At 50.3% G+C, this 12534-nt stretch carries 12 protein-coding genes; 10 read left to right on the forward strand and 2 right to left on the reverse strand.

Features of this window, described 5'->3' with window-relative positions; all coding sequences use genetic code 11:
• Positions 1 to 12: 12 nt before the first annotated feature.
• The gene (locus tag ACFFJP_RS14810) at positions 13 to 261 is read right to left on the reverse strand and encodes a GNAT family N-acetyltransferase (RefSeq protein ID WP_377245641.1); all 249 of its coding nucleotides are present in this window, start codon (positions 259 to 261) and stop codon (positions 13 to 15) included.
• 108 nt (positions 262 to 369) lie between these two features.
• On the opposite strand from ACFFJP_RS14810, the gene ACFFJP_RS14815 reads away from it, so the two are divergent.
• The 5 genes from ACFFJP_RS14815 (at position 370) to ACFFJP_RS14835 (ending at position 6989) form a co-directional block, all read left to right on the forward strand.
• Positions 370 to 3129: a tetratricopeptide repeat protein gene (locus ACFFJP_RS14815; protein WP_377245644.1), complete on the forward strand. Its 2760-nt coding sequence runs from the start codon at positions 370 to 372 to the stop codon at positions 3127 to 3129.
• A gap of 252 nt (positions 3130 to 3381) precedes the next feature.
• Positions 3382 to 4446, forward strand: a complete 1065-nt coding sequence (locus tag ACFFJP_RS14820) for a collagen-binding domain-containing protein (RefSeq protein WP_377245647.1) — start codon at positions 3382 to 3384, stop codon at positions 4444 to 4446.
• Between the two features lie 219 nt (positions 4447 to 4665).
• Positions 4666 to 5850, forward strand: coding sequence for a formate-dependent phosphoribosylglycinamide formyltransferase (purT, locus tag ACFFJP_RS14825; protein ID WP_377245650.1), 1185 nt, complete (start codon positions 4666 to 4668; stop codon positions 5848 to 5850).
• Positions 5851 to 5986: 136 nt separating this feature from the next.
• On the forward strand, positions 5987 to 6685 hold the full coding sequence (locus ACFFJP_RS14830; RefSeq protein ID WP_208932955.1) for an AAA family ATPase: 699 nt from the start codon (positions 5987 to 5989) through the stop codon (positions 6683 to 6685).
• Between the two features lie 49 nt (positions 6686 to 6734).
• Entirely contained in the window at positions 6735 to 6989 is a 255-nt protein-coding gene (locus ACFFJP_RS14835; protein WP_377245653.1) for a ribbon-helix-helix domain-containing protein, read from the forward strand.
• Positions 6990 to 7138: 149 nt separating this feature from the next.
• Here the strand turns inward: ACFFJP_RS14835 and ACFFJP_RS14840 are convergent, their stop codons facing one another.
• Positions 7139 to 7498, reverse strand: a complete 360-nt coding sequence (locus ACFFJP_RS14840; RefSeq protein ID WP_377245656.1) for a hypothetical protein — start codon at positions 7496 to 7498, stop codon at positions 7139 to 7141.
• A gap of 329 nt (positions 7499 to 7827) precedes the next feature.
• On the opposite strand from ACFFJP_RS14840, the gene ccoG reads away from it, so the two are divergent.
• From ccoG to ACFFJP_RS14865, 5 genes are all read left to right on the forward strand, one after another.
• On the forward strand, positions 7828 to 9237 hold the full coding sequence (ccoG, locus tag ACFFJP_RS14845; protein ID WP_377245659.1) for a cytochrome c oxidase accessory protein CcoG: 1410 nt from the start codon (positions 7828 to 7830) through the stop codon (positions 9235 to 9237).
• Between the two features lie 122 nt (positions 9238 to 9359).
• Positions 9360 to 10349, forward strand: a complete 990-nt coding sequence (locus ACFFJP_RS14850; RefSeq protein ID WP_377245662.1) for a serine/threonine protein kinase — start codon at positions 9360 to 9362, stop codon at positions 10347 to 10349.
• 93 nt (positions 10350 to 10442) lie between these two features.
• Complete coding sequence (locus ACFFJP_RS14855; protein WP_377245665.1) at positions 10443 to 11081, forward strand: thiol:disulfide interchange protein DsbA/DsbL; 639 nt, start codon at positions 10443 to 10445, stop codon at positions 11079 to 11081.
• An 18-nt stretch (positions 11082 to 11099) separates the two neighbouring features.
• Positions 11100 to 11747, forward strand: a complete 648-nt coding sequence (locus ACFFJP_RS14860) for a thiol:disulfide interchange protein DsbA/DsbL (protein WP_377245668.1) — start codon at positions 11100 to 11102, stop codon at positions 11745 to 11747.
• A 19-nt stretch (positions 11748 to 11766) separates the two neighbouring features.
• The gene (locus ACFFJP_RS14865; protein ID WP_377245671.1) at positions 11767 to 12414 is read left to right on the forward strand and encodes a thiol:disulfide interchange protein DsbA/DsbL; all 648 of its coding nucleotides are present in this window, start codon (positions 11767 to 11769) and stop codon (positions 12412 to 12414) included.
• Positions 12415 to 12534 lie beyond the last annotated feature (120 nt).

The raw sequence follows: 12534 nt of genomic DNA on the forward strand, positions 1-12534 counted from the left end.
AAATTGCAAGTTTTATAGTGCCCGCGCGACATAACTGCAGCTGGCGTGGATCTGCAACTGCTGCTGTCGAGCCCAGCTTAGCGCAGCCTCTGTCAACAGAGCGGCGATGCCATGCCCGCGCAACTCTGGTGGCACAAAGGTGTGGTAAAAATCGACGGCATCGTGGCCGTTGCTCTGCAACAACCGGTAGTCCAGCCGCGCTTCGGCCTGGCCGGTCTGGTAGAGAAAACAACTGTCTTGCGGTCGGTGTTCTATCTGCATTTTATTGCTCCTGTGATGTATTCCTTTTGCGGCTAGCGTCAGACAAACTTTGCGCATGACAACGCTATCAATTAAAGTGGACGTCAGCTTGGCTGTGAAGGAATTGTAATGAAACTGCGTTTACTTGCTGTGATGGTTGCCCTGATGGCGCAACCGGTTTTTGCTGCGGATACTGCCGCAGCTTATTATGAAAAGGCCCGTCAATACAGTCAGCAGCAGCAATGGCGTGAAGCAGAGCTGGAACTGCGCAACAGTCTGCAACAAAATCCGGCCTATTTACCAGCCCGGCTGATGCTGGGACAAGTGTTGTTAAAGGCCGGCAATTGGAGCAGCGCCGAAAAAGAACTACAGCTGGCACTGGATGGCGGCGCCGCGACAGAGCCGCTGATTTACGATCTGATGCGTGCTTTGCTTGCCCAGCAAAAATCCAATGATGTGGCATTTCTGCTGGACCGCTACCCGCAATTCAAAACGCAGCCTGCGTATCAGCTGATGCGGGCCAATTTGCACAAAGCGCAATATCAATATGAAGAAGCCGCGGCGCTGTATCAACAAAGCCTGAGTCAGGCCGATGCGGCACTCGCCGATGAAATTCGCTTTCAGCTGGCTGAGCTCCACCTGAAACAGCAACAATTTTCGCAGATCCAGCCGCTGCTGAGCGCAATTCGCGTCGATGGCGCTTTTGGTAAAAAAGCACAGTATTTGCAGGCACAACTGTATTTAATCCAGCAACAGCGTGACGACGCACTGAAGATTTATCAGCAACTGTTGAGCCGGGACGACAGCGATGCAATTGCCCTGTTGGGAAAAGCGCAGGTGCTGCAGCAACAAGGAAAACTGGCCGAGGCATTAAACGCCATCGTCAGTTACCGCGAAAAATTCCCGTATAACCCTTATGGTCAGTTGATCCACGCAGCATTGATTGGTCTGCAAGGGGATGACAAAGAACAAAACCGGATGTTACGTCAGGTTCAGATGCAACTGAACAATCTGCCGGAAAACGCCAAAGAACAGGAAGACGTATTGTTGCTCGCCGCGACGATGGATTTCAGTCAGGAAAAGTTTGAGCAAGCGATCCTGAAATTACGCCGCGCACTGAAATTGTACCCGGCAAACTATCAGGTCCACCAACTGTTAGCGCAGAGTTACCTGCAGCTCGGTGATGCCAAAACAGCGGGCGGCTTCAGCCGGCAGGCGCTGGAACTGAATCCGGCTGATTTTCAACTGTATTTATTAGGCGCCGCCGTCGCTCGGGCACAACGTGATCCGGCCACTGAGCTGAAGTTGTTACAACAAGCCTTTAGCGCTTTTCCGCAACAGCCTGAGATCCGTAAAGCCTATGTCCAAAGCCTGCTCAGCAATAATCAAAGTGCAGAAGCCCGGCGTTTATTGACCGAACAGGGTGGCGCCAGTCAGCAGGCCGATCTGATCGTACTGGGCTATTTGCAGCTGGAACAGGGCATGCTGAATGAGGCCCGCCAGACCGCCGCTGACTTACTAAAAAGTGACCAGTCTAAAGTAGAAATTTTCCAGTTAGCCGGTGATGTCGCCGCCAAATCTGCAGATCCTGGTCTTGCCAGGCAGTTTTTTCAGCAGGCACTGACGCTGGATGCAAACTACAAACCCAGTCTGTTATCACTGGCTAGTCTGGCACTACAGCAGCAAGACTGGAACAGCGCGATGCAGGCTTACCGCACGCTGCTGCAAAAAGACGCCGCAGACCCGTTGGTGTTGCAGCTAATGGCCGACGCCTCATTGCGCCTCGGTAAGGCGCCGGATGCTATCCATTATTTACAACAGCTGGATCAACAGGATTTGAAACTGGTGCCGGCGCGAATGGCACTGCTGGAGCTGTATCTGCAAACCAATGCGTTAGCAGAAGCCAAAGATCTGGCTGCACAGCTAACAGAACAAACTGATATCAGCACTGACCTGTATTTTGCCAAAGCAAGGCTGGCGCTACAGCAGCAGGATTTAACCGAAGCAAAACGGCTCAGTGAGATCCTGTATGGTCTTTGGTACGATCAAGCGTGGCGCCTGCGCGACCTTGCCGATTTGCAACTGCGTAGTCAGGACAACAGCGGCGTGGCCAAAACGCTGACCCGGCTGCAGGCACTGGATGCCGATGAAGCCAGTATCGGTTTGTTACAAGCTCGACTGGCGTTGCTGGAACAGCGTTTTACTGACGGTATGAAGTTGCTGCAAAAACTGCAAAGCAGCTTGGGCCAACAACCCGCCTTCGCCGAACTGAAAGCACATTTCCATCTGGCGCAAGGTCAGGATCAGGCTGCTGCGGCGCTGCTGGCCCCCCTGTTCAAACAATCCGGCGATCAACGCCATCTACTGCTGTTACTGCGCGCTCAGCGTCGGGATCCCACAGCCATTCAGCAATTGCTCCGCGACTGGTTAAGCCAGCATCCAACCGACTTAAGTGCGACAATGTTATTGGCGGAGCAGTTGGAACTGGCGGGGCTTCCAGAACAGGCCCGAACCTTGTATCAGCAAAGCCCGTTACTGGACACTCAGGCCGTGCTGCAGAACAATCTGGCTGTACTGCTGTTTGATACCGATCCGCAACAGGCCTTAAAACTGGCACAGAAAGCCCACCAGGCCATGCCGGAACAACCGGACATTCTAGACACCTATGGTTATGCACTGGTCAAGGCAGGTCAGGCTGAGCAAGGACTTGGCGTCCTGCGTGACGCGGAGATCCGCCAGCCTAATTCATCTCTGTTACAGCTGCATATAGCGGCAGCACTGCAGCAACTAAAAAGGCCAGAGGAAGCGAAGGCTGTCCTGCTCCAGCTTAAAGACCGCCCTCTTAGCGCAGCAGAACAGAAGCTGTTACAGCAACTGCAGAAAAATTGAAAAAAAGATACAGCCAGCGCAGTAATATCCTGAACTGGCTGAATTTTAAAGAGAACACTAAGATCTACTGCGGATTTATTGATAAATACATTGAATTAGCACGATCTTATACTATTGATTATCCTGAATAATATATCTGCGATACCGCTGATAAACTGATTCATGAAAATTTCAAAAAGACAGCGTTGTCAAATGAAGGATTGATCGGGTATCATTGCGCAAATTTTCAGCAGCATTTTGCAGGAGTCTGCGATGAAGTTAGCAGTTGTATTAAGTCTGGTTGCGGCCAGCCTGTGTAGCATGGCCAGTCAGGCCGGTGGGATCAGCCTGGGTCAGGCTGCAAACTACAACGTATTTGTGAAAGAAAACTTCAGTGCCAGCTCCTCTGATACTGAAGGCGCTGCAGCCATTGGCGGTAATTTGCTGGTCAACGGCGGTTACGACTTTGGTTACGTCAACAGCAGCGCGCCAGCGACAGTCACAGTGGGTGGCAATGTGGTGAAATCTGGCGAGGGTTACCTGAATGTCTATGACGGTGCCGCCAACACTAAACTCGGTGATCTGGTCTACGGTGGCAGTTACAGCGTCAGCAATGGTGGTGTTGGCACTGCCTCCACCACCAAAGCCCCTTCCAGCGTCGATTTCAACAGTGCTTTCACTCACCTGAACAAGCTGTCGGATGAACTGGCTGCAAAAACAACTCCAGCCGTTGGCGTGAACCGCAATACACAAGACGGTGTACTGGTATTTACACCGGCCAAAGTCACTGCTGATAACGTTTATGTCTTTAACGTCACTCAGGACGACCTGAACCAATTCCACACGATCCGCGTTGACAATGCCAACATCAGCAAAGATGCTTTAATCGTGTTCAATATGAGCAACCCAAACGGTACTCAGGCCAAAAACTGGACACCACAAGCTAAATGCGCGGTCGGCCAGAAAGATTGTATGTCCCTGACGCAGGTTCGTTATGAAGTGGGCGCGCTGAACAGTAATAGCCCGGCCATCGCCAACCATGTGCTGTTCAATTTCAACGGTATCAATGATCTGCGCATCTCATCTTCTGTCTACGGCTCGATTCTGGCGCCAAAGGCTGCTGTCTCTACCGAATGGGGTGTGATTTGGGGCCAAGTAATGGCGAAATCCTGGAGCGGTAATCAGCAAGTGAACTGGTCACCATTAGACATTCCGCCAGGTGGCAACACCAGCGTCAGCGCTCCGCACCCGACCGCGCTGTTATTGCTGCTCCCTGCCCTGTTTTGGTTCCGCCGTCGCACTGGCGCGCGTCTGCCACAGGTCGCTATGGCCAGCTAAACTGGCCTCTGAGTCACCATCAAACGGACCTGTCGGTCCGTTTTTTTTCTGCATTATTCATGACATATCAACTCGGCAGGCGCCATTTGGGGCTGCGGCCTAGCCCAATGTGTGGCGGCAAGCAACGAAATGCGGCAAACACCGCAATAAAGGTTGAAAAACCCAGCCTGATCAGTAATCTGAAGCCCATAGCCGAATCAATGAAGATCGAGAATATCCATGCCGATGATTGGAACTCCCGGCAGTCCGCACAGCACCAAAGTGCTGCTTTTGGGCTGCGGTGAACTGGGTAAAGAAGTTTGTCTGGAACTGAAACGTTATGGCTGTGAAGTAATCGCCGCCGACCGCTACCCCAATGCGCCGGCGATGCAGGTCGCCGATCGCCACTATGTCATTTCGATGCTGGATGGCGCCGCACTGCGTCAGCTGGTGATCCGTGAAAAACCGCATTTTATCGTGCCTGAAATTGAAGCTATTGCCACCGCCACCCTGCTGGAATTGGAGCAAGAGGGATTTTGCGTGATCCCAAGCGCCCGGGCGGCACATCTGACCATGAACCGGGAAGGCATCCGGCGCCTTGCTGCAGAAGAACTGGCGCTGCCAACATCGCGTTATCGCTTCGCTGATGATCACCCGAGTTATCTGACCGCCGTTGCTGAAATTGGTTATCCCTGCGTCGTGAAACCGATTATGTCATCGTCCGGCAAAGGCCAGTCGGTGCTGAAAAGTCCAGAAGATCTGCAGCCTGCCTGGTTATATGCCCAGGAAGGCGGCCGTGCCGGTAAAGGCCGGGTTATTGTTGAAGGCTTTGTCGATTTTGATTACGAAATCACCTTGCTGACTGTGCGCACAGCGGATGGTCAGACGCAATTCTGTGAACCTATTGGCCACCGGCAGGAACGAGGCGACTACCGCGAATCCTGGCAACCACAACAGATGTCAGCTGCAGCGCTGGCAAGCGCCCGCGACTATGCCAGCCGCATCACCGCAGCACTGGGAGGCCGTGGTTTATTTGGTGTCGAGCTGTTTGTTAAAGGCGACGATGTCTGGTTCAGCGAAGTATCACCTCGCCCACATGACACCGGTATGGTCACGCTGATTTCGCAGAATTTATCTGAATTTGCGCTGCATGCCCGCGCGATCCTCGGTCTGCCAATCCCAACCATCCGTCAGTACGGACCGGCGGCATCCGCCGTGTTATTGGTTGCCGGCCATTCTAACCAGATGCAATATGGCAATCTGGCTGCAGCGCTGAGTGTTCCAGACACCGAACTGCGCTTGTTTGGCAAACCGGAAGTACAAGGTGAACGACGGTTAGGCGTCGCATTGGCATTGGGTGAGACCACTGATCAGGCGGTTAGCAAAGCCCTACAGGCAATAGCTCAGATCGAGGTTCAGTTGTAAAAAAACAGACGTTGGCTGATTAAGCTGAAGTCTCCTACACTGTAGACGGACTGCCTGTTCCGAGGCACTCTGCACAACCTGCAGTTCTGCAAAAGCAGTGCTGAATTGTTTTGGTCGCGACTAAGAGGGAAGCTCCATGATTTTGTTAGTTGGCGGTGAGAAAGGCGGCAGTGGCAAAAGCTGTCTGGCGCAGAATATCGCGGTGTATTTTTCCAGCCTGAAAAATGCCAATGTCATCCTGGTCGATTGTGACCCGCAACGCACCACATCTGACTGGGTACAGGAGCGCCATTTGTCGCCCCAGGTCCAGTGGATCAACTGCGTACAGATGTACGGGAAAATCCGATACGAATTAAAGAGTCTTGAACACCATTATGACTATGTCATCGTCGACTGCGGTGGTCAGGATAGCGTGGCGTTACGTTCAGCCATGTCAGTTGCCTCCCATGTTCTGTTGCCCCTGCGACCGAAGCGGCGTGATCTGAAAACGCTGGAGCATCTGGAAGATCTGGTCAGTAACTGTAACGTGGTCAATCCGGATATGATTGTCGCCTGTGTACTCACGCAGTGCCCTTCTTTGCCAAACCAAGGTGGCCGTATTCTGGAAGCAAAAGACGTGGTGCGCTCATTTAGCCTGCGCGTGCTCAACTCAGTCACTTTCAGCCGCAACATTTATGATGACAGTGAAGAAAAAGGCATGTCGGTGATGGATACAGAACCTGACGGTAAAGCCGCCAGTGAAATCAAAGACATCATTCAGGAATTATTGGCAATGAAGGCGATACAAGAAGATGGCATTGACCGATCTGAAAAAAAATTCAACACGATCGAATAAGCACGCTTTTTCCGTCGATGAATTTATTGCCGACGCTGAAAATTATGCGATGGGTAAGCCGCAGATTGTCAGTGTTCGCCAGGTTGCCGGCGATGAGCTGGAGCCTTTAATCAACAAAGGTCCGATGCGCCATGCGACTTTTACCTTGAGCGAAGAGGCGATTGGCGTGTTGAATCAGCTCAGTCTGGAAACTGGTGTGTCGAAATCAAAGCTGATCCGTCAGTTAATCCTGAATGTCGACGCGCAGAATCACAGTGTCGTGATCCAAAGTGGTCAGGCCGTTGTGGTCAAAAAGGTCGAATAAAATCGTCAATGGCGGTCTGCGGATATGCTGCAAAGCGGTCGGTCGACCGCTTTTTTATTCATTGCGAGATCAGGCGTCTACTTTAAATCCCAGCGCTTAGCTTTTAGAAAAATAGATCCGGTGAGTAAGATAACTGTATAACCAAGCGATTAACGTAACCCGTGCTCGAATTCTTTGATCGTGCTACAAATCCGGTTTTGCGTTTCGCCAAAAAACAGCGGATTAAACTGTTTTTCTTTGCAATAAGCCTGATAAAACGTAATCAGCTCAGCTCGGCTTGATGTAATACGTTTCAGTTCTTCTTGCTGCTTCTGCCCAAGCTCAGCCGAAAAATTGGCAAAACGCGTATCGATAGTGCGTAGGACCTGCTCACCATGTACCTGACTGGCATTACCTGCAGTTTCAGCAAACAGACCGTACAGCTGATCTTTGTATGGTTTTAACCGCGGATGATCAGAAAAAGTCGCAACCAACAAGATTGCCACAACGACCCACAAAAATTTTTTCATACTACCCCCACATAGTTTATCAGCCATTCTACGCCGATCAGACCGTCTGACAACAGGCAAAACCATACATGTAAACTATGTTTACACATACCTGAAATCGCAATGTAATAAAAGTTTACACTTCCGCCAAGTATCCGTGCTAAGCCTCAGAAAACATGAGCTATATCAATTGGTCTGCATATTGCTTGATGCATCATTAAAGTTCAGGTTTATCACTGCTATATCCATAAATTCAGCAGGGACTTTGGACAAGCCGCAGGCGGTAGCTGCTATACTCGCAATCCTGCCAGACTGTTACTGCAGTTTTTACAGCAAAAAAGAGGTACCCCTTGGACCAGCAACAACGAATTCCGGTCAAAGTCGACATGCACAACCCAAAAGCGCCGGATCATTACCCATCGCGGGATCGGATCTATGTCCGTGCAGTAAAAGGACTACATCAGCGCCTGCGTCGGAATATGGGTTTTGTCTTTATGGCGATGTTTTTTCTGCTGCCATGGCTACAGTTTGAAGGTCATCAGGCCGTGCTGTTCGACCTCGACGAGCAGAAATTTAATATCTTCGGCATGACATTGTGGCCGCAGGATTTCACCATCATGGCGTGGATTTTTGTGATTGGCGCCTACGCTTTGTTTTTTGTCACGACTTTTTACGGCCGGGTTTGGTGTGGCTATATGTGCCCGCAAACCGTCTGGACTTTTATTTTTATCTGGTTTGAAGAGAAAATTCAGGGCAGCCGCAACAACCGGATGAAGCTGGACAAAGATCCATGGAGTGGCCAAAAAGTGTTGAAAAAAGGCCTGACCCATTTCGCCTGGCTGGCATTTTCACTGCTGACATCATTGATTTTTGTCGGTTACTTCACGCCGATTGACCAGTTGTTTATTGACTTCTTTACCGCACAGGCAAGTTTCTGGTCTGTGGTTTTTGTGCTGATTTTTATGTTCTGCACCTACGGGAATGCAGGCTGGATGCGTGAAATCATGTGCACACACATTTGCCCATACGCCCGCTTCCAGTCCGCCATGTTTGACAAAGACACCTTTACCGTCACCTACGATGCGGCCCGTGGCGAGAATCGTGGCCCGCGTTCACGTAAAGATACCGAATACAAAGCCAAAGGCTTAGGTGACTGTATCGACTGTAACTTGTGTGTGCACGTCTGTCCGACCGGGATCGATATCCGCAACGGCCTGCAGTATGAGTGCATCAATTGTGGCGCCTGTATCGATGCATGCGACGATACCATGGATAAAATGGGCTATGCGAAAGGCCTGATCAGTTACACCACAGAGCACAGCCTCAATGGCAGACCAACCAAAGTCGTGCGACCAAAGTTGTTGGGCTATTTTGTTGTACTACTGGTCGTATGTGCCGCATTCGGCTGGACGTTATGGACTCGATTACCGGCTGAGCTGGATGTGGTGCGTGACCGCGGCAGCCTGTTCCGTGAAACGGACGAAGGACTGATTGAAAACACCTATACCTTGAAGATCATCAATAAATCGCAGCAAGAACAGACGTTCAAACTGAGTTTTACCGGGATGGAAAAGGTCAACTGGCTCGGGATCAGCGAAGTGACGATCAAAGGCGGCGACACGGCAAGCGTGCCCATCAGTCTGTCAGCCGATCCGGCGGACATGACCAAGCCGATGACCGATATTGAATTCAGTATCGAAAATGCCGCCGACGCAGAAGTCCGTTTATCGCAGCGCAGCAATTTCTTCTCAGCACGATAAGCACTAGTCTCAGGACAAAGCCGCCAACAGGCGGCTTTTTTTATGCACAGGGTGTCCCGTATGCAGCGCGTGTGCTGACGCGGTATGATGCCGCACCCAATAGATCACTGCGCCGGAAATCCATGATGTCTGCCAATTTTCACTTTCACCAGTTACAGCCTGATCTGTTGCTCGATGCGTTGGAGAGTTACCAGATTCGCCTTGAAAGCGGCTTGATGGCACTGAACAGCTATGAGAATCGGGTCTATCAGTTCAAGGCCGATGATATGCAACGCTACGTGGTGAAGTTCTATCGCCCTGAACGCTGGACGGCGGAGCAGATCGGCGAAGAACATCAGTTCTGTCGCGATTTACAACAGGCTGAGCTTGATATCATTGCTCCTCTGCAGTTTGATGGGCAGAGCCTGTTACAGTATCAACATTATTATTTTGCCGTATTCCCCAGTAAAGGCGGCCGGCCGTTCAGCGCAGAGCAGGATGAACACTGGGAACAATTAGGGACGTTGCTTGGCCAGCTCCATCAGGTCGGCGCCGCGACAACTTTTCAGCATCGGCCAATCCTGCAGGTACATACTGAAATACAACAAGCCATACCACTGCTGCTGCAGTGCCCGCTGCTGCCAGCAGCACTGCGTCCACAATACCAACGAGTACTGGAACAACTGCTGCATACTATCCAGCAACTGCCCGCCGTTAAATGGCGCTCCCGTCGTATCCATGGCGATTGTCATGCCGGCAATATCCTGACCGACCAACAGCTGTTTTTACTGGATTTCGACGATTGTCTGCAAGGACCAGCGGTGCAGGATTTCTGGATGTTATTGTCCGGCGATGAGATGGAACAGCGGATCCAACTTGAAATACTGACTGAGCAATATCAGAACTTTACTGATTTTAACCAGTCAGAACTGGCGTTGATTGAACCGTTGCGGTGTCGGCGTATGGTGTTGTACATGGTATGGCTGGCCAAACGTTGGGCGGATCCGGCCTTTCCTTTGCATTTCCCATGGTTTGCACATGAGGATTACTGGCAGCAACAACTGCAGCAGTTACAACAACAGAACCTTCGGCTGCAACAGCCGACACTGCGATTATATCCATATGATATCTGACAGATGCCGGTTACAGAGGCTATACAGCAGAAATTGCTTCAGTGTAAGCTGTGCGCCATCACATGTTGTTTAACGGATTTACTGGAATTTGTTATGAAAAAACTGTTGTCATTTATTCTCGCATTTTGTCTGGTACCGGCGGCGCTGGCGGTTGGCGGACCTTATGAAGAAGGCACGCATTACGAAGTGATTGCTGAGCAAGGCACGGCTAAACCTGAAGTGAAAGAATATTTCTCCTTTTATTGCCCACACTGTTTTGCCTTTGATCCTTATGTGAAAAGCCTGGAAAAATCACTGCCACAAGGCACAGTGTTGAAAAAGTACCACGTCGATTTTATGGGTCAGGCCAAGCAAGAAATCCAGGCCGGATTGACGCAGGCGATGATTCTGGCCAAAGCCAAAGGCAAAGGCGATGAAGTCAGCAAAGCGATTTTTGAGCATATCCACGTCAAACATCAACCATTTGCTTCTGCTGCTGATATCCGCGCTGTAGTTGTTGGCGCTGGCCTTGACGAAGCTATTTATGATAAAGAAATCAATAACTTCGTCGTGAAATCTCAGACCAAACTGATGCAAAAGAGCCAGGCAGATGCTTCTAAAACCAAAGTGCTGGACTCTGTGCCGACTTTTATCGTCAACGGTCGGTATAAAATCATCAATAAATCGCTGGATACTTCGAACACCGAGCAGGATTTCAAAGCCTTAGTGCAGCATCTGCTGGCAAAACCATAATCAGACGGAGCTGTTGGCATGTTCAAAGTGTTCGCAAAATCCATGGTGCTGTGCGCTAGTCTTGCATTGACTGCATTCAGCCACGCTGCCGGAAGTTATCTCGAAGGGACACACTACGAAGTGGTCGCAGAACAGGCAACCACGAAACCCGAAGTGAAAGAGTTTTTTTCGTTTTATTGTCCGGCCTGTTTTGCATTTGACCCATACGTCAATAGTCTCGAAAAGTCATTGCCGGACGGTACCGTTGTTAAAAAGTACCATGTTGATTTTATGGGTGCAGCCAGCAAAGAGATCCAGTCACAGCTGACGCAGGTGCTGGTTCTGGCGAAAGCCAAAGGCAAAGGTGCAGAAGTTGGCCAGGCGTTGTTCAACCACATCCACGTCAAACGTCAACCATTCGCCTCCGCTGAGGACATTCGTCTCGTTGCGACTGCCGCAGGCATAGATCCGGCGATTTATGACAAAGAAATCAATAGTTTTGCTGTAAAGTCTCAGACTAAACTCATGCAAAAAGAACAGGAACAGTTCAGCAAATCCAAAGTCTTGAATTCCGTTCCTACGATCATCGTTAATGGTCGTTATAAGATCATCAATCAGTCTCTGGACAAAACAAATACAGAGCAGGATTTCAAAGCCTTAGTGCAGCATCTGCTGGCAAAACCATAATCAGTCAAGGTATTCAGATATGTTCAAACCATTGTTCAAAGCCATCGTGTTATGCGCAGGTGTTGCGGTCAGTGCGATCAGTGCCGCTGCAACAACTTTTACCGAGGGCAAGCATTACGAAGTCGTCGCCGACACCGCTACGGCGACTCCTGTGGTCACTGAGTTTTTCTCGTTTTACTGCGGCCATTGTTTCGCCTTTGAGCCTTTAGCCAATAAGCTGGCCGCCAGCCTGCCAAAAGGTGTCAAGTTTGAGAAAAACCATGTCGACTTTATCCAGGCCAGCCCGCCGGAAGTGCAAAACAGCATGGCCAGAGCATATCTGGTCGCCCATAATGCCGGGAAAGGCGAAGAAGTTGCAGGCATGATTTTTAACTATATCCATCGCCAAAAAGCTAACTTTGCCGCCGATGGCGACATCCGCTCCTTGTTGCTGGTGAATAATTTCGACAGTGCCACCTTTGACAAAGGCTTTAACAGCATGCCGGTATTGGCGGCCGCCAACAAAATGAAAGAACAGCAGACCTACTGGACTGAAAAGAAAGTACTGACTGGTGTGCCAATGTTGTTGGTCAATGGCAAATTCAAAGTCAAATTTGATGGCCTCGATGAGAAAAATGCTGAGAAAGAGCTGATTGAATTGCTGGCTTATCTGTCGGCAAAAAAATAGTATCAAGAGCACCCAGCGCTTTTTAATCCTGAGAAAAAACCGGTTTGACACCGGTTTTTTATTTCGCGGCCCGACCTCCTGCAAATTTACAATATTTCACAGCAACGCAAATAAAGCTCG

Origin of the sequence: Rheinheimera tilapiae, assembly GCF_042432165.1 — a bacterium.
Taxonomy (GTDB): Bacteria; Pseudomonadota; Gammaproteobacteria; order Enterobacterales; family Alteromonadaceae; genus Pararheinheimera; species Pararheinheimera tilapiae.

Bases quoted from the DNA above. Each gene is read 5' to 3' on its own strand.
- ACFFJP_RS14810 (WP_377245641.1), bottom strand. From the start codon at position 261: ATGCAGATAGAACACCGACCGCAAGACAGTTGTTTTCTCTACCAGACC.
- ACFFJP_RS14815 (WP_377245644.1), top strand. From the start codon at position 370: ATGAAACTGCGTTTACTTGCTGTGATGGTTGCCCTGATGGCGCAACCG.
- ACFFJP_RS14820 (WP_377245647.1), top strand. From the start codon at position 3,382: ATGAAGTTAGCAGTTGTATTAAGTCTGGTTGCGGCCAGCCTGTGTAGC.
- purT (WP_377245650.1), top strand. From the start codon at position 4,666: ATGCCGATGATTGGAACTCCCGGCAGTCCGCACAGCACCAAAGTGCTG.
- ACFFJP_RS14830 (WP_208932955.1), top strand. From the start codon at position 5,987: ATGATTTTGTTAGTTGGCGGTGAGAAAGGCGGCAGTGGCAAAAGCTGT.
- ACFFJP_RS14835 (WP_377245653.1), top strand. From the start codon at position 6,735: ATGGGTAAGCCGCAGATTGTCAGTGTTCGCCAGGTTGCCGGCGATGAG.
- ACFFJP_RS14840 (WP_377245656.1), bottom strand. From the start codon at position 7,498: ATGAAAAAATTTTTGTGGGTCGTTGTGGCAATCTTGTTGGTTGCGACT.
- ACFFJP_RS14850 (WP_377245662.1), top strand. From the start codon at position 9,360: ATGATGTCTGCCAATTTTCACTTTCACCAGTTACAGCCTGATCTGTTG.
- ACFFJP_RS14855 (WP_377245665.1), top strand. From the start codon at position 10,443: ATGAAAAAACTGTTGTCATTTATTCTCGCATTTTGTCTGGTACCGGCG.
- ACFFJP_RS14860 (WP_377245668.1), top strand. From the start codon at position 11,100: ATGTTCAAAGTGTTCGCAAAATCCATGGTGCTGTGCGCTAGTCTTGCA.
- ACFFJP_RS14865 (WP_377245671.1), top strand. From the start codon at position 11,767: ATGTTCAAACCATTGTTCAAAGCCATCGTGTTATGCGCAGGTGTTGCG.